The organism is Mesorhizobium sp. STM 4661, from assembly GCF_000359125.1.
Lineage (GTDB): Bacteria > Pseudomonadota > Alphaproteobacteria > Rhizobiales > Rhizobiaceae > Mesorhizobium.
The window spans coordinates 26,126-44,200 of the sequence record NZ_CAAF010000059.1; the positions used below are offsets into that span (position 1 = coordinate 26,126).

The 18,075-nt window shown below is 59.0% G+C and carries 11 protein-coding genes and 1 pseudogene; 3 read left to right on the plus strand and 9 right to left on the minus strand.

Features of this window, described 5'->3' with window-relative positions; translation table 11 throughout:
- Positions 1-8: 8 nt before the first annotated feature.
- Positions 9-1,700: a PAS domain S-box protein gene (locus MESS4_RS19190; protein WP_006334406.1), complete on the minus strand. Its 1,692-nt coding sequence runs from the start codon at positions 1,698-1,700 to the stop codon at positions 9-11.
- Positions 1,701-2,194: 494 nt separating this feature from the next.
- Here MESS4_RS19190 and MESS4_RS19195 point away from each other — a divergent pair, with 494 nt between their 5' ends.
- Positions 2,195-2,719: a helix-turn-helix transcriptional regulator gene (locus MESS4_RS19195; RefSeq protein ID WP_244441169.1), complete on the plus strand. Its 525-nt coding sequence runs from the start codon at positions 2,195-2,197 to the stop codon at positions 2,717-2,719.
- A gap of 271 nt (positions 2,720-2,990) precedes the next feature.
- Positions 2,991-4,058: an NAD-dependent epimerase gene (locus MESS4_RS19200; protein ID WP_006334408.1), complete on the plus strand. Its 1,068-nt coding sequence runs from the start codon at positions 2,991-2,993 to the stop codon at positions 4,056-4,058.
- Between the two features lie 50 nt (positions 4,059-4,108).
- Here the strand turns inward: MESS4_RS19200 and MESS4_RS19205 are convergent, their stop codons facing one another.
- From MESS4_RS19205 to MESS4_RS19240, 8 genes and pseudogenes are all read right to left on the minus strand, one after another.
- Positions 4,109-4,834 (minus strand): hypothetical protein, encoded by a 726-nt coding sequence (locus MESS4_RS19205; protein WP_006334410.1) that lies wholly within the window; start codon positions 4,832-4,834, stop codon positions 4,109-4,111.
- Between the two features lie 50 nt (positions 4,835-4,884).
- Complete coding sequence (locus tag MESS4_RS19210; RefSeq protein ID WP_006334414.1) at positions 4,885-5,475, minus strand: flavodoxin family protein; 591 nt, start codon at positions 5,473-5,475, stop codon at positions 4,885-4,887.
- Positions 5,476-5,687: 212 nt separating this feature from the next.
- Positions 5,688-6,446, minus strand: a pseudogene (gene istB / locus MESS4_RS34675) (IS21-like element helper ATPase IstB); the annotation flags it as partial.
- Between the two features lie 386 nt (positions 6,447-6,832).
- Complete coding sequence (locus MESS4_RS19220) at positions 6,833-9,058, minus strand: lipopolysaccharide biosynthesis protein (protein ID WP_036241671.1); 2,226 nt, start codon at positions 9,056-9,058, stop codon at positions 6,833-6,835.
- Between the two features lie 55 nt (positions 9,059-9,113).
- Positions 9,114-11,333 carry an exopolysaccharide transport family protein gene (locus MESS4_RS19225; RefSeq protein ID WP_006334429.1) on the minus strand — a complete coding sequence of 740 codons (2,220 nt, stop codon included), beginning with the start codon at positions 11,331-11,333 and terminating at the stop codon, positions 9,114-9,116.
- A 1-nt stretch (position 11,334) separates the two neighbouring features.
- A complete protein-coding gene (asnB, locus tag MESS4_RS19230; protein WP_006334430.1) occupies positions 11,335-13,332 on the minus strand; it encodes an asparagine synthase (glutamine-hydrolyzing) in 1,998 nt (665 codons plus the stop codon).
- A 4-nt stretch (positions 13,333-13,336) separates the two neighbouring features.
- Positions 13,337-14,620, minus strand: a complete 1,284-nt coding sequence (locus MESS4_RS19235) for an O-antigen ligase family protein (RefSeq protein WP_006334431.1) — start codon at positions 14,618-14,620, stop codon at positions 13,337-13,339.
- Positions 14,617-15,843 (minus strand): glycosyltransferase family 4 protein, encoded by a 1,227-nt coding sequence (locus tag MESS4_RS19240; RefSeq protein ID WP_006334432.1) that lies wholly within the window; start codon positions 15,841-15,843, stop codon positions 14,617-14,619. Before MESS4_RS19240 ends, MESS4_RS19235 begins: the two co-directional genes overlap by 4 nt.
- A gap of 1,031 nt (positions 15,844-16,874) precedes the next feature.
- Between MESS4_RS19240 and MESS4_RS34680 the strand changes: the two genes are divergently transcribed.
- Positions 16,875-18,075, plus strand: a 1,201-nt coding sequence (locus MESS4_RS34680; RefSeq protein WP_036241672.1) for a hypothetical protein, incomplete at its 3' end; no start/stop codon positions are given.

The window sequence follows — 18,075 nt, forward strand, 5'->3', positions numbered from 1 at the left end:
CCGATGCGTTAAGGGCCGATTTCCTTGCGAGACAGCTTTAGCGAATATCGCAGCCCGTGATCCGACATTTCCAGCTTGGGGGAATGACCGACAAGCGGCGCTCCATCCACTCCGAGTATCATCGAACCGAAACCGTGACGAATAACATTTGAAGTTCGCCGCCGCCCCGATTCCAGCCATTCGAAGACGATGTCACTGCCAGCGTCCTCGGATGCAAAGGTCCAATTCACCTCGATCCGGCCCTTTGAATCGCCAAGTGCTCCATGTTTCATGGAATTGGTCGTGAGTTCGTGCGCAATCATCGCAAAACTCTCGGCGGCGCCTCCCGACATTGCGACGGAAGGACCGCTGACGGATATGTCACGTGTTCCCATATACGGTTGCAATTCCTGTACGACGAGATCGTGGAGCATCGCCGAATGGTTCCCCTTGCCTGAAAGGAGCAGATGGGTTGCCTCAAGCGCACGAATCCGGTCGATCAGCGTCTCCTTGTATTTGGCGACATTGTTGTCGGGAACATTGACCATCTTCACGAGCGCGGTGATCACCGGGAACAGGTTGCTGAATCTGTGGCGTTGTTCGAGCATGATGCGCTCCCGCTTCTTTGCCGCGGCGCGCAGCAATGTGGTCTGCCGTCGTTCGGTCAGGTCCGCGGCCACTCCAAGCCGCTGCGGATGATCATCGTGTTTGTCCTCCCTTCCGCGCAGAGCTACCCAGCGGATATGTCCGTCCGGCCGCCGGACGCGTATCTCGACGTCGTAGTTCGTGACCGGCGCGAGCTTTCTCGACGCTGCCAGCTTTGGCCAGTCCGCCGGATGAACGACAGCTGCCAGTTCCTCCAAGGGGCGGCTAGTGGCTGGGGGCAGGCCGAGAATGTCCCAGAACGTGTCCGACCCTGTTACGGTCGCCTCCTTAAGGTCGATCCGCCACGTAGCCAAGCGTCCGGCGGACAAAGCAAGATCCAGCCACTCCTTTTGAGCTCGGAGCGCTTCGTGCGCGGCTCGTTGCTCCGAAATATCGTCGACCACGACAAAGATGCTCTCGGGGAGGACCCCATCGGGCACGGATGAAGACAGAGTCAGCCGGGCCCAGAATGCCGTACCGTCCTTTCTTGACAGACGGACCTCCGAACCGAACGAGGCAGCTTCATTGCCAAGGCCCGCCAGCAATCGTGCCAGGGCGTCGCGGTCGTCCGGATGGACGAGTGTCTTGAGCTGCAATTGGGCAAGCTCTTCCTCCTTGTAGCCTGTCATCTCACAAAGGCGTCTGTTGGACTGTAGAAGCTCGCCTTTCTCGTTGGAGTTTGCGAATCCCATGGCGGCACGTTCGAAGGCCCAGCGGTAGCGGCTCTCGGTTGCTTCGACGGCAGCCAGCCTGGCTTCTGCTACTCCCAGCACCTCATGCAAGTCCTGCCGCAGCCGATGGAACGTCATGGCGATCACCCCGCCCGAGACCAGAAGCAGGATGGCGCGTGCCCAATCTTCGTTGGAAATTTGATCGAGCCCCCGTGCCCATAAACCGACAGCCACCATCAGAATCGTCGCCGCAAGCGCTACCGCACGGTCTTCAAGATAGGCAATAACAATAATAGCGGGAACAAATTCCAGAAAACTCGCGTTTTCTCCAATATATACTGATGATTTTATTTCAAATATCAGTGTAGCGGTCAGTACCAACAGAGAGGCAAGATGAGTCAGCATTCTGCCCGACGGGTTCGAATTTGACCGAGGCGGGCGCGATTTCATAGGCATAGACTACAACCTTCGGACTAGCCCGTCGAGACTAGAGCAAGAAACGTACAACCTAGTACGACTGCCGGATTGCCACATCACTATCGTGGAGCGCATTTTATCAAGGGCGGGGGGAGCATGACTTCGGTCAGAACTCCTCAGAAGATACAGGGTTTCTAAATGGCGGGCGACATTTTTGTCAACCGGCATGCAGGAAACTGTTTTGTAAATCCCGGATAAATTACTTCGGGCTGGCGAAACTTTTGGCAGGGGGTTGAAAAATGACACTGATTGATAGGCACACCGAGGCCGCTAGCGGCCGATACATTGTGATGAGGACTAAGTATGACCGCGAAGCGAATGCGAGGCGGCCTTCTTATACTTACCCTTCGGACCGCGCATCAATTCGACCGGACGCAGAGGTCGGGCAGCCAAAGATACGCAGTCTGGAATCCATAACCGGCATGCTTGATCGCATCGGCTGTGGCTATCTCATCCTGAACCGCGAACGGAAAGTGGTCGAATGGAACGCAGCCGCTCAAACCACGCTGGAGCGTCAGGGCGAAGCGGCTGCTACGGCCGGCGAGCTGTCGGTTGCGTTAAGGCGTCTGATCGCGAATGTTCCGGCCAATTTCGTGCCGGGCTCACTGTCCTGGGTTGTGATCCGCAGCGCGGGCGACAGGCCGGTTATATTGAACGAGACGGGGGCTATCGCGCCTGATGGTACGAGCATCGTGGCATTGCTCGACCGTGAGAGCAGGTCCGGGCCAAATCCGCACACACTTCAAAAGATGTTTGGCCTGACAGGCGCGGAAACGAACCTCGCTTTGCGCTTGGCCCAGGGCGATGCGCCCTTGGAGATCGCCCGCAGTTGGCGGCTCAGCCGCACCACCATTCGTTCCCAGCTTGCCTCGCTCTTCGCCAAGACCGAAACGAAACGTCAGGCTGAATTGGTCGCTCTCCTGGGGCGCATCTCGGTTCTGCCATAAGAGTGCCGTTTTGAGCCCGTCGCCGGGCGGTGTCATCCGCCCGGGACAAAGGCAACCGGAATAAGAACCGTTTCAACATAGTTGAGCATCTGACGGCGCCAACTGTGCCTGTCCCCAGTACGCCGGCGTATGATTTCAGCGGACGGAATCTCGGGATCCGGTGGAATCGACAGGGTCGAAACGAATCCGAAAGGCGACAATTCGAAAGGCCGACAAGTTGGACAATGATCCACACAACAAATCCATTCGATCGCAATCAGATCGCTCCGTGATGAGCCTTGCCCGAAAGGGTCCAATCGTCGTCACCGGCGCTGCCGGCTTCATCGGGTTTCACGTGGCCTTGCGGCTTTTGCATCTCGGTGTGGAAGTCGTGGGCGTCGATAATTTCACACCCTATTACGATCCAAGACTCAAGGAAGCGCGATTTGCGCGTCTCTGTGCCGAGCCGGGGTTCATTCCGTTGCGAATGGATCTGGCGGACCAGGCGCGCGTGAAGTCGCTTTTTTCAGACTTTCGGCCGTCACACTTTGTGCATCTCGCGGCTCAGGCCGGCGTGCGATATTCGCTGCTTGACCCGCACGCCTATGTGCAATCGAACATCGTGGCATTTCTCAATGTACTCGAAGGTTGCCGGCACGTCGGCGTCAGTCACCTCGTCTACGCCTCGTCGAGCTCCGTCTATGGCGCTAATCGAACGATACCTTTTTCCGAACACCATGGCGCCGACCATCCCGTCAGCTTCTACGCCGCAACCAAGCGTTCAAACGAATTCATGGCGCATTCCTACAGCCATCTGTTCGGCCTGCCCGCGACCGGACTGCGCTTCTTCACCGTTTACGGCCCCTGGGGCCGACCCGACATGGCGGTCTACATATTCACGCGCGCCATCATCGAGGGGAAGACAATCGAAGTGGCCAATGCCGGACGCGTCTGGCGAGACTTCACCTATGTCGACGACATCGTCGAGGGCGTGGTTCGAACGCTCGCCTCACCGCCAAGCCCCGATCCGAATTGGGATGCTTATGCGGCTGATCCTGCTACAAGTTCCGCGCCGCATCGCGTCTACAATATTGGCAATGACCGGCCCGAGGAGATCAACCGGCTGATTTCGATCATCGAAACGGCCCTTGGCCGTCGTGCGCTGCGCAAGGATGTACCTTTGCCGCCCGGCGACGTTCTGGAGACTCGCGCCGACGTCAGCGATCTTCGCAGTGCTGTCGGTTTCGCACCGGCAACAACGCTCGAGGACGGCGTGCAGCGCTTTGTCGAATGGTATCGACACTTTCACGGGACCGATGCTGAGCTGCGCACACAGCAACAAACCCTGATGCATGTGTGAGAGCAAGAGACGCATCACGAGTTTGAGATCCAAAGCCACACCGGCCGCTGTCAAACGGCGTTGAAGATTGACCCCTTATCGGCGTGCAATATTGACCCCCTAAGGTCGGTGAGCTGATCCGATCCGTCGAGGCTGCTCGGGGTTGCGCACCTGGGCGGTTCAGCGGGTTGGGGTTCAGGCGCGACGAAATCACGAAGCCGCTCGGTGAGGTCTGCCGAAAGGAAGTGCTGTTCGGGGTCGGAGACAGGTGACGAAACGACTCGGGAGATAAAGCCCTTCGACGGCCCGGGCGTGATGGACATCGCGCACGGAGACGATCGAAGCCGTTCGCGCGACGCATTCATGAGTTGCGCGAGGATTCGGTCCGCGTGATCGACGGAACGACAGGCGATTTCGAGCCGCAGAAGAAACGGGTGCTCGTCATCGTCGTGCCGAACGAGAAGCGCCACCGGCTCCGTTTCGACCGTGAAGAGAAAGAGGCCGTTCGTGGGATACGACAACGGCGCCGCGTGATCATCGGCGAGGCGCTTAAACTCGATCGGCCCGGCCCACCATTCGTCGGCACCCGGGGCGAGTAATTCCGCCAGTGACACCCGTTTACTTCCCTGCCTACCGTCCACTCCGAACGAACATGCGGTATCGGGCTGGGAAGATAGTTGCTCCACCGCCGATTGAATACCCGCGCCGAGCACGAGGAGCTCTTGCGATTTCAGAACGCAAAGCGGTAACCGGCCGAGACTCAGGTGTTCCGAAAGTCGGGTGGGAAGATTGGTCATGTTTGGGCCCCTCGTGTCTCACACGCGAGGAGGCAAGAGATGTGCCGGTATCACCTGCTCCCGACCCACTGCCGGATCTCGTCAGCCAATTGCTCGAGAACGCCCATCGTCCCGGCGGGGAGCGGGTCCGGAAACCGTTGCTCGGGATACGCGAGCGTTCCCCCCAGATGGACCGGCTGGACGCAGGGCATCTCGTGCTGTTCGAAAAACTTGATCATGTTGTCCGCGCATAGGCGCACACTCGGATCGTCCGCGGGATCGGTGGCGCCGTTGACGATGACCGCTCCGAGTTTTCCTTTGAGCTGTTGTCCGTCGCGCCACAGGGGATCCGATCTGTCGAGCAAGACGACGCCTAGGGCCGGCGGCATTCCGAAGCAGGTGGGAGTAGCCATCAGAATCACGTCCGACTCTTTCATGAGTGACAGAACACGATCGATCCCGTCGCCGTGGTATCCGAACGTTTGATAACACTGCTCGCACCCGAGACAGTCGATACGCTCATCGGCCAGACGCACCTGTTCCACGACCTTCACCCGCCGATCTCTCTCGAGCGAGCGAAGAACCTCGCCGAGCATCCGCGCTGAGTTACTGGACGCGCGTGGGCTGCAGTCTATTCCAATGATGGTCGTCGCTTTGTCCATGTGAGGATCCCTAGTAAGGCGTGACAGCTCGATACCGAATGGCACGGGGCGAAGTTTTGAGTATCCCCACCGATGGCTTCAAAGTCGACGATACTCGCTCTTTACCTTTGAATTTTCCGGATCACAATATTGACCCCCTAAGGTCGGTGAGCTGATCCGATCCGTCGAGGCTGCTCGGGGTTGCGCACCTGGGCGGTTCAGCGGGTTGGGGTTCAGGCGCGGTTCTTGAAGCGCCAGCTCTCGTTGCCGGTCTCGACGATATCGCAGTGGTGAGTGAGCCGGTCGAGGAGCGCGGTGGTCATCTTGGCGTCACCGAAGACCAAGGGCCATTCCCCGAAGGTCAGGTTGGTGGTGACGATGACCGAGGTCTGCTCGTAGAGGCGGCTGACCAGGTGGAATAGCAGTTGGCCACCGGACTGGGCGAATGGCAGATAGCCAAGTTCATCGAGCACGACGAACTCTTTGCGCCCGAGATAATCGGCCATGCGTCCCTGCCGGCCGGCTCGGGTCTCGGCCTCGAGCTTGTTGACCAGATCGACGACATTGAAGAAGCGGCCGCGGGCACCATTGCGGATAGCGGCGCGGGCAATGGCGATGGCCAGGTGGGTTTTTCCAGTGCCGGTGCCGCCGATCAGCACGACATTGCGTTCATGGGCGAGGAAGTCACCGCCTGCGAGGTCCTGAACCAGGGTCTCGTTGATCCCGGTCTCGCGCGGATAGGCTCGGACGAACAGCATTCGACTGTGGCAGAGCCGGACATGGGCGACCTTGACCGTTACCGTCGTGCCATTGATCAGCACCACGTCATGGCTCCAGTCGAACTGGTAGGCCTCCCCAGGTGCAAAGCTCAGTGGCACGAACGCTGCGGCTGACGATGACACCCGGTCGCGGCGCCAGACACGGGCATAACGGCGGACGGCATCATAGCCGCCCTCATAGCCGAGACCCCGAAGTTCCTCGAATACCCGGATCCAAACCCAAGGACAGGCAGTGTGCCAAAGCCAAACATCCGGGGGTCAATATTGGACGCCGATAACCCCTCTCACAGGGTCAAACTTGCACGCCGAAACACAGCGGCCGCAGCTTCGGAGTTGCCAGGCCGGTGGGGTTTTTCAGCTTGAGCCCTGCCTCGCGATCGCTCGCAGAGTGGGGCTTCCAAGTCATGCTCAGCCCCGGCTTCGTTCGGCAGGATACGCTGCCCTCAATGCTGAGCCCCGTCCCGCCTTAAGGCGGCCAACGCCCGCCCGCTTAAGCAGAACCTTCAAAAGGGCTTCGCCGCAAGTGCCCTGCCCCAGTGGTGACGGCATTGAATTCGACTGTGTAACGCGACCGCTCAGAGGCAGCCGCCAGCTTCAGATCAGTGTAAGAACCAGTATCGCAGCTGACGGTTAACTGTGCCCGTTTTGAGCGACGTCAGCGCAAAGACCAGCCCTGGCATGATCTTCAATCGTTTGCTGATGAAGATCGCCATGGCCACGTTCCAGACAGCCAGGGCAAGCGCGAGGCCTATTGCGGCGCCCATTGGACCGTAGAGCTCGATTCCCACCGCACAGCCTATGAGGCCGGCGGCCGCGCCGACGATCATGGCTACGGCCGCCGCCCATTCGTTGCCAGTCATCGTCAACAGGTTCAGCTGCGGTCCGCACAGTGCGACAGCGACATATCCGAGCATCAGCACCCGGGCGATGGGCGCTCCTGAGCTGAAATCCTCGCCGAACCAGCTCATGAGAGGTCTGACGATCACAACCAGCGGGACAGCCATGGCAATGGCGCCGCAGGCCGAAAGTATCGAGGCGCGTGAAAATAGCTGCTGCAGCCCCTTGCGGTCGCCTTGCGCATGCAGGGCCGCCGCCGCCGGCGAAAACATCACCCCGACAGCAGCCACGGAAAGACCCACAAGCAATGCGACGTTCAATCCCAAGGCGAAGATTCCTGCATCTTTGATATGACCCGTCCAGCCCAGCACCATGACGCCGGCGCGGTTGATGAAAACATCGAGCCCGGCCATGAGCATGATTGGCGGAACCACGGCCCACCACTCTTGCGATGCGTCGCTGGGCTCGGTTTGCCGCAGGCCGGTCGGCTGAAACCTCGTTGCGAGGATATACACCAGTGCGACTGTAATGCCCGAGCTTATCAGCACCGTCTTCATCACCAAGGTGGCGTCAAGGGTCCACGATCCCGACAAGGCCGCCGCTCCCAGCAACGTCAACAACAGGCCGTCGCGCACGATGCGTTCCGGCAAAAGGGCTGAGACACCGCCGCCGAAAGAACGAACAAGTGTCGCGCCCAAGGCGTAGGCGGTGACCAGTGGCACTGCCGCCATGCCTAGAAGTTGGCTGATTTCAAGTTCCTTCTGAGAAGGATTTGAAAAGAAAAAGATCAAGGCGGCGCCTGTGATGCCGAACAGTGTCGCCGCTGCCAGCGCCCTTTGCAGAGCAAATCTGATTACGCCGTGTGCCAGGTCAAGCCGCCCTTTGGCCCTGTAGGCGGACACGAAGCGCAATAGGGATATATTGAAACCAAGTGTCGCAAGATAGGCAAGCACGGAAGTCCAGGACAGGACGTAGGAATAGATGCCGTAGCTGGTGGGACCAACAAGGCGCGCAATCAACAATTGCGCCAGGCTGGTCAATCCCGCGCCGCCGACATAGATCATAAGAGCGAAGACGGTAGCGTAGCCGAGGCTTCGGCCCATGTCTTGGTTGGGACGGTTTTGGTTGGGGCGCGAAACGACATCTGCCGCGGCAACAGAGACAGCAGGATTTCGTGCCGTCTTCACAACTCCATAGTCGTCGAGGTTGTCATCGAACACCTCATGATCCTCGCTGCCTTGGACTGCGGGTCGACCTCCGGCTTGCAGGATTTTCGAGATTATCTTGTGCTCGACACACTCGATGCCTTCCAACGAAGACCGATCGTTGAGAGTATGGATCGGAATGATTTTCCGGTCGGATTCGACAAGAATATCATCTAAGCTTTGAAACACCCCGAAAGCGCGCATGCTCGTGTCGAAATCCGTCTCGAAAATTCGCTCCGCAGGCGCTTCGTGCATCATCCGCTGCTGCAGGCGCGTCTCCACGATCGAGCGCGGCGCAACAACTCTGAGCGTGAAATCAGCGGTGGGCGCGAGGCTGAGGGCCTTTGCGAGCGCGGCCTTGTCCGCGGTTCCATTAAGCATTGCCAGCGATGCAACCGCCTGGACATAGCCCTGATCGAATATGACCACGTCTCTGGATTGCTTGGCCTCATCCCAGCGGCGCGAAAGTTTCAATATGTGCTGCCAGAGCCGGGCCCGCCATATTCGTTTTTTGGGCGGGATCATTCTTGTCATGGAAAGAGACGTCGAGAGATCTTTGATTCTGCCTCTCGGCGAGAGCAATATTTTCAATGTTGAAAATATTGCCGATATGATCCTGAAAATAGCCAGAAAGACTCCAAGATCGACGCTCGATCCCCTCTCGCGAGGCGCGTGACCGGGGGCGACCCTGGCATTGTACCCCTGCCCGCGCAGTCGCCGGGCAAGAGCGTGAGCAAAGGTCCTCTTGCCGGATCCAGGCGGCCCGAAGAGTTCAATGATCATAAGGTCAAATCCGATCGTGGCGATATCGTTGCTGCTTGGAGGCCGCTTGTGACGCTCATGACACTCTCTCGAGCAAAAGATCAGCGCTGTCCCCGAAATGATAGCCGGCGTGCTTCTTGAGATTGACCTGCGTGAGAACGCTCCCCACAGGGACCGAAACCGATGCATCGCTCGCAAGCGGCTCCAGAACACCGCGCGCGATGCTGCGTCGTGTCTTGCCCCAGCGGATGGCGAAAAGAACCGCGTCAGCCCAACTCGTCAGAAGCCCGGCCTCTGGTCCTGCAAGTCCCAGCGGTCCATTTATGATGACGATGCTGTAGATCGACTGTAGCTCATCCGTAAACAGGGCACCGTCGGCCGTGGACAGCAGCGCCAGCAGATCCTCCGATGGCGCAAGAGCCATGAAGTCGATTCCGATTTCAGGCATTCCGACGGTTGCATCATGCAAGGCACAGCGGTCACTCACATAGTCTCCGAAGAAATTGCGTGGCTTGTGTGCTGTGAACTCGTCCAGAAACTCGTTCGTGAGGGGCGTGCCCGTGCCGTCAAGATCGAGGAAAAGCACTCTGCCTCCCAGCCGGGTGGCTGCCAGGGCCAGGCTCCATGCAAGTTCGGTCTTGCCATCATCCTGCACGCTGGACGTGACGAGAATGACATGCGACGAGCGATCCCTGACCGGCTTGGGCGCCGCGGCGACAAGCAGGGACGTTACGGCGCGGCTGTATCTGGACTTCTGCTGGGCGAGAACCAACTGCTGCAGTCGCTTGGCGTGCATTGTGGGAGCCTGTGGTATCAGCCCCAAGCAAGGAACCCCGAGCGCTGCTTCAGCTTCGGACTCGCCACGCAGAGTCTGATCGAGGCGATTACGAAGAACGACGAAGACGCCGCCAATGAGGCCAAACACGACCATGCCGGGTGGAATAAGAAAGATTGGCGATAGGGTCCTTGGATTCGTCGGCGGCCATGCGGCTGAAAGGGTCGAGACTCCGGCCGACGGAGTTGCGATGCGGCGGATCAAATCCTGTTGTTGGGTCAGAAGCTGATTGTATCGCTGCGTCAGGATACTGACCTGCGGCTCCAGCGCACGCAGCCCGGACAGCCGGCCGGCTGTTTCGGCGCCAACCGCGTCGAGCACGCTCTTGCGTGTGTCTAGAGTGGTGACCTGGGCACGATAGATCTCCGCTTCCGCCGCGATACGGGCGGTGCCCTGTTCTATCTGGAGGTTGATCGAATTGGTCAAATCGTCACTTGCCTCGCCATTGGCTTGCCGAGCCGCCAGGTCGATCAGCACCTGTGACCCCATCGCTTCGGCGAGCGCGGTGATCGGCGCCCCTTTCTTTCGCAGGTCCTGAATATGTTGAAGGCGAGCTTCCGTGGCGGAGAGATCCGCTTTCGACAAGGAAATCTGCTGGCTGAGTTCGGCCGTCTCCCTGGCGGCGCTGTCCGCCGCACCTTGGTCAACGGCGCCATGGCTCAGCCGATACTTCTCCAGACGATCGGTCGCTTCTGCCAGATCGCTTTGCACTCCCGGCAAGGCGGCGACGATCGAGTCGAGTTCCAGCTTATCCGAGCCCTGGTGCCTCTTTGCGAGATCGTCGATGTACAGTTGGGCGAACGTATTGGCCACCATGGCGGCTCGCGTTGGATTGTTATCGGTGAAGCCTACTGTGATCACTCTCGATCGCAGTTCCTGCCCGACCCTCACGTCCTTGCGTAGCGCCTTCAGTTCAGCTGCATCCAAGTCTTCCGGTTTGCTCTGCGGCCAAATTCTGCTCAACAGACCACCTGCAAATGAGTGCGAATTCGATTGGCCGTCCTGAGCAGGATTGGGGCGAGCATCGCCAGTTCCGGAGCCGCCTTGTGCGGCAGTGCTGCCAGCCTCCATTTTGCGAAGCGCCGTCACCACGCGACGCAGATGCCCTTGCGACGAGAGCATGGTTATATGATCGTCAATGCTGGCATCCAGCATCTCTGGAGCAATTTCCGTGCCGTTAGGCCCGCTCCTGCTGGGAGCATCAAGAATGATTTGCGTGGTCGCTTCGTACTCGACAGGGCGAATAAAGCCTGCAAGCCCGGCCAAGACACCACCTAGAACGACCATGGCTAGCAGGAACCATTTTCGTCTCGCCATGGTAGTCAGAAGTTGCTGTAAGGGGTTCTCCGTGTCGATCTGCTCGCGCAGCGGCCGCCTCATACGCGGCTTGGTCTCACGCGCGGTCACATGCATCTCAGTCGCGCGCGGAAGTTGAATGCGGCTGACTATGGAACCTTCCATCTTACACTCCTGCCAGTTCGAAAATGCGGGACAGATCCTTTGCTGGCGTCGATGGGCGACTGGCCTCGTTGCGCCATGCCTGGAACATCAATGCCGCCCACAGATCACGAGAATGATCGTGCCTGCCGTCCATGTGATCTCGCCAGCAGGTCTCGACCTTTGCAAAGTCGAAGATCCCATCCCCGGAGAGGCGCATATCGGCGATAAGATCGCTGGCCCAGATGCGCAGCGGCCCTCTCAGCCAGACAGCTATCGGGACGTCGAAGCCATGCTTCGGCCGATCGATCAGTCGCTCGGGGACGTAGCGATGCAACAGCTGGCGAAGGATCCACTTGCCTCTGCCGTGGCGAACCATCACGTCCGCCGGCAGGCGCCAGGCGAATTCGACAACCCGATGATCGAGAAGCGGGCATCGTCCCTCGAGGCTGTTGGCCATGCTGGCGCGGTCGAGCTTCACCAGTATGTCGCCGGGCAGATAGCCGACCATGTCGTCGTACAGGAGACGCGACAGCAGGCCGTCAAGCGGTGGTGTGCCATTGATCGATATGGGGGGTCTATGGTGAGTGAGGTTTTCGGTCGATGATCCCATCAGCCGCTGATACAGTTCATCCTCATCCGCCGCTGAAAGGAGCCGAGCCAGGCGATCCAGCCGGTCGCTCCGCAGTGCATGGCGCGCATGCGCCGAAAGCGGCAGCTTGCTGACGAGATCGTGACGGGCCGCACGGGCCAGCAATCCAATTCCTGTCGCAAGCGTCTGGCGCATCGGCAACGGGAGACCATGCTGCCGTTTCACTCGGGCCGCCATGAGGTGGCGAGCGTAACCGGCAAAGCATTCGTCGCCACCGTCGCCCGACAGAGCCACCGTGACGTGCTGGCGAGCCAGCCTCGCCACGAGCAGAGTTGGTATCTGCGATTCGTCGGCGAACGGCTCGTCCCAGGTCTGTGGCAGTTCTGGGATGATGTCGCGCGCGGAGGCGGGCGAAAGGTGAAGTTCGGTATGGTCGGTGCCCAGATGCCGGGCGACTTCGGCAGCGTGGGGCGCCTCATCGAACCCGCCTTCTCCGAAAGCAATCGTGAACGTGCGCACCGGTTTTTGGGACTGAGCCTGCATCAGGGCGACAACGGCGGAACTGTCGACGCCGCCGGATAGAAAGCCGCCCAGCGGCACATCGGCGACCATGCGTTCCCGGACGGCAAGTCTCAGCAACTCGTCGAGCTTGTTTATCAGCTCCTCGTCGGTGCCGGCGATTGGTTCCTGCCGACCCTTCTCGGCGACATCGGCCAGCGACCACCACTGCCGGATGTGGTGCGAAAGGGACGCGGCACTGCGTGCGCCAGCAAAATCTGCCGCCGTAACAGACAGAACGGAACCTGGCGGCAGCTTGAACACGCCCTGCCAGATGCAACTGTTGTCCGGTACCCATCCCCTCGACAGCATCGCCGCCGCCGCATTGAGATCGAGCTCCTGACGGAAACCTGGAAAACGGTTGATTGCCTTTAACTCGGAGGCAAAAACCAATGCATCGCGTGTTGCGGCAACGTAGAGCGGCTTTTTGCCCATTCGGTCACGGGCGAGATGAAGGGTCCTCGTCTTCCGGTCCCACAATCCAAACGCGAACATGCCGGCAAAGCGCTTGAGCGCTGCGTCGAGTCCCCAATTCTCGATCGCGCACAGCATGACTTCAGTGTCGCTGGTGCCGCGGAAACAATGGCCCGCACTTTCAAGTTCGTGGCGAAGATCGCGGAAATTATAGATCTCGCCGTTGAAGGTGATGACATATCGGGCACTTGCCGAACGCATCGGCTGATGTCCAGCCTCCGACAAATCGACAATGGCCAGACGCCTGTGACCGAACGCGACGCCGGCTTCACGATCGGCCCAGAAGCCTTCGCCGTCGGGCCCACGGTGACGAAGCGCAGTCGTCATTCCCGCTATGGCCTTCAGCGGCTTCGCGTCGGCCGCACCCGGTGCTAGGAGAATTCCGGCAATCCCACACATCCCTTTACCCCGCGTAGCTATAAGTTCGATTGCGGGTCACCGAAGCTGCTCGTGACGTTGAAACTGTTCGCGACGTTCCAACAACGAGGCATAGGGTGACCGCAAACCACACGATCGGGTGTCGGACGATCAGGTGCGGAAACCCGTAAAAAAGGATCGACAACATCAACGCCAACAGGGCATCGGCCTTCGCACGCCAAGCGGCCAGGGTGGCTGAGCCAAGGATCCAGAGCAGGGCCAGGACCGCAATCAATCCACCTTGAGTATACGTATCGAGATAGGTGTTGTGGGCCTCGAAAGGTTCGCGTCGAAACTGCTTATAGACCGCGAGCGGGCGGTCCACATGCGGGCCGGGTCCAAGGCCCAGAGACCCTGAAGTCAAGCCCTTTTGGAATGCATCGGTCCAGAGACTGAAGCGAAGTTCAGCAGTCTCCGTTGTCTCCTCGCCGCCCCCACCTCGGCTGAGACCCTTGGCGATATCTTCGACGTTGCCAAACTCCGTGACAACATAGGGTGCCGTCGACACCGCCAGGGGAAGAAAGCCGACCACCAACAGGAGGGTCACCTGGCGGAAAACGGTGACTTTGTTACCGGACGCGAACCATATCCGAACACGCAGCCCCAGAAATGTCAGGAGGGTAAGGATGCTTGTAAGAAGAAAGGTATCACTCTTTGTCAGCTTCCCGACAAGGAAGGTCACACCAATGCTGCTGAACGCAAATACCCTCGCCCATGGATTGCGGGCGGTCGTTGCAAGATACAACGCCAGCGGACCAAAGAGCGCACAATAGAGCGCCAGTTGGTTCGGATTTTCGGACCAGCCGACGAAGCGATCCCAGAACCATGGGTCGACGCCGGGTTGTTGGATAAAACCCCAGCCGAGCGCCAGCTGAAAGAGAAAGCACGCATTCGCTATGCCGATCACCCACCAGGCGGTGCGACGTAGATGAAGTTCGGCTTCGGGCTCGGCTGCGGAGAGACAGGTGACGCAGGCCAACAGCACATAGGCTGTCATATCGTGGACCGGCGCCGCAAGTAATTCAACCGAGGTCAACAGGCCAATGATGAGACCGATCCCCCAGGCAAACGTCATGATCACCCAGAAGGTCACAAGATGGTACAGGGCCGGCGTGGCCTCCAGGCGACCACCCATGACTATTCGGCCGATCGACAGCATGATCCAAAGCGACAGCAGCAATTCGGTATATCCGAAAGGCATTCCTGGAATGCTGAGCTGCGCGGCGTAGGCCATCGCAATGCCGCCGGCCAGCAAGGCGTCCCGGATCATCGGCGCACCCCACCCATTTCGGGCTCTGCGGCGTCCTTTTCGAGCAAGATCGGGGACACAGATCGAGCGAGATCGCCATGGGATTTGGCGCTAAGGACTTTTTTGTACAGATCGCAATACTGGTCGACGACCCAGGGCAGCGAGAACTGCTCCCGGACGAGTTCGACAGAACGACCGCCCATGAGCTTTCCGAGATCGCGGTCGGAAAGGACGTCTATTATTCGAGACGCCAAGCCATCGGCGTCATGCGGCGGAACGAGGTAGCCGTTCCATCCGTCTTTTACCACGTCGTTGCAGCCAGGCATCCTCGAGGCGACAATGGGCAATCCTGCCAGTCCTGCCTCCAGCAGGACGCGCGGGATCCCTTCTCGATATTCTGTGGGAAAAGCGAACAGATCGGCCATGCTGAGAAGGGCAGGAACATCGCGTCGCGGACCCAAGACAATGACATTGGGGGCGTAGCGATCGATGTCCGCTTTATCGACTGCAAATGGGCCCTCGGTTTCCCATGGACCGACGAGCACGACACGCGCATTCGGCCTCTTGGACAGGATGCGTGGAATTGCTTTGAGGAGTGTCGGGATACCCTTCTGACGGGTCAGCCGACCGACAAAAACGATGACTTCGGCGGACTGGTCGAGCCCGAGATCTTCGCGCATTTTCATCGCCGGCGGTGCAAGGTGCCTTGCCATGGCGAACGCATCGACATCGATTCCTGAACTGCGGATCAGCCGTCCGCTGCCGCGTCGGATTAACCTGTAGCGCTCAAAGAAGGCCTGATCGTCCCGATTTTGGAACACCGTCGCAGCAGTCCAGAGGGACACAAGTCCTTGCAGTCCGCAAAAGATTGGACGCAGAGCCAGAGCCCGCGGCTCCAGCGACGAGAACGTCCAGCCCAGGCCATTGATCGTGCGGATGACGGGAAACTGTCCGCGCGCCGCAAGCGGCGTCAACAGGTTCGGCTTGGTGTCGAAGCTTTGCACAACGTCCGGCCGGAGTTCCGACATCAATTTTCTGATCGTTCTGACCGTGGCCCATTGTCCAGTGCCGCTGGAAAATCGGTCGAAACCGTACTGGCGATGCGGAATGCCATGCCGCAAAAACGCGGCTTCACTGCCGCTCGAAACCGCGGTGATCCGAAAACCCTTTTCGCGAAGCGACATCAGGAACGGGATTCTCAAGGCGTGGTCCTCGCCTCCCACACATACGAGATGCGGATTCATCCTGCCTCCCCTGACCCTGCGCCATACCCTAGTGGCGGGCAGTGGCCTGCTTTCGATTCTGCTTGCATGCTCTTGGTTTCGCCATTTGTGCGCGTATGTCGCCATGGTCACGGTAGGGGCAGGCTGGTCTACTGTCCTCGTCTGTTTAGATGAGGCAAACCGGGTTTGGATCGCGCTGCGGCATCACACGTCGGTAAGCTTTGGCGTGGATCAACGCTCAGAGCCGGCAAACTCAACCGCCTGGCACTCGCAACAGCCATGTGGCTGGCCTTCGCAACACGCATATCGTGACGCGTGGGAGAACCATTTCGCGCCCCGAACTCGAAGAATTCCGCGAACGCTTCCGCCAACGAGAGCAACCGAAAACCGCGCTTCGACGACCATGCGGCTGCCGGTACCCGGCATTCGCTCAAATATTGGTTTGAGGGGCCTTGCCCGCTTGGTCACGCTCCTGGCCGTGGACCGGAATCTCGATGCGCTGGCTGAACCGCATTTCGGTCAGAACCTTGCCTTGAGAGAGCGTGCCTCTAGACGAGCGGCAGATAGGCCGAACTCGGCCACATGCGACTCGGTAACCTCGGCTGCCGAAGAGACCGAGGGGGAGTGAGCACCTGCCATTCTATGTCCACAACAAATTCAGTCGCGATGGTGAGGATACAATCTGGTTCACACCCTGCTTTAATCTCCGCCAACTTTACCGGCAGTCTGACAGATTTTGTGAAACGCCAACAAAGAATCTGCCTATGAAATATTCCTTAAACTGAAGTAGCCAAAATGGTTGGCACTAATCTAGTATATTTGTGCAGAGCCACAGTCTAATAAAGTGACGATCAAGAATTTTATCTGCAAAGGAGGTGTCTTTTTTTGACACAGTTTTGTATTGGTCAAGGCAACCAGCTTTCCAACTCTCAGAATCCTATCGGCGATCAATGTTTCTATCAAAGGGTGTTGGTATGTGATTTGTCGCTAATATACGTCCTCTAGTAGGCAGGCAGCCGCGGGGCGCTATCGAATGAGAAAAAGGATTGTAGATGGCTCTCCATTTTGCCGCTGGCGGATCCGCCGGCGAAGTTGCAACCGCCGGCTTCAACCTGGTTGATGTTCAAACCGTCGAGCAGCTCAACGAATTGCCAGAGGGCTCGAAAGGCCTGATCTGGCTCAATGAGGGCGAAGGGGTAACCCAGTCCTTTATCGACAAAGTCACCCCCTTCATCGGCAATCCAAAGCTGTATGGGTTTTTTCTCGTCGATGAGCCGGATCCAACCGGCAAGTACCACACAAAGGTGGACGCGGCCGATCTGAAGGCGGAATCCGACTACATCCATTCCAATTTGCCGGGCGCCAAGACCTTCATCACCCTGATGGACATGGGCTCTGCCGCAAACCCGAATTATGCCAATACCTACAACTCTGCCAACACGAATATCGATCTGTTCGGCTTAGACCCGTATCCGGTGCGCACGGGCTCAAGCACCGTCGACTACGACATGATCGACAGATCCGTGGCTGCCGCGGTGGCCTCGGGCATCCCGATCAGCCAGATCGTTCCGGTCTATCAGACGTTTGGCGGCGGCAATTGGACGACCAACACGGGCGGCAAATATGTCATGCCCTCAACGGACCAGTTGCAGACCATGATGGACCATTGGCAAAAGCTGGTTCCCAATCCCGCCTTCGACTTCGCCTATGCCTGGGGCCAGCAGGAAGGCGACACCGCGCTTGAGAACTCTCCGACACTGCAAGCCTTCTTCAGGGAACACAATCAGAGTGATGCCGGGACACCGACTGCTCCCACCACGCCGACTGACCCCACAACGCCAACTGCTCCCACTGCGCCGACTGACCCCACAACGCCAACTGCTCCCACCGAGCCGACTGCCCCCACCACGCCGACTGCTCCCACAACGCCGACTGCCCCCACAACGCCCGCTACCTCTCCTGCCAATGATATTTTGGATGGCACCAACGGCGCCGATGTGCTCCACCGAGCCGGTGCCCACACGATGACCGGCCATGGCGGCAACGACGATTACTATGTCGACAATGCCGGCGACAGGGTGGTCGAGTCCTCTGGCCAAGGTCAAGACAGGGTGTGGACCTCCGTGAGCTCTGCGCTCTCGGCCGGCTCGTCGATTGAAGTCCTTGGCACCACGAAGGACGCCGGCACCACGGCAATCAACCTGACCGGCAACGAGTTGGACCAAACCATCCAGGGCAATGCCGGCGCCAACG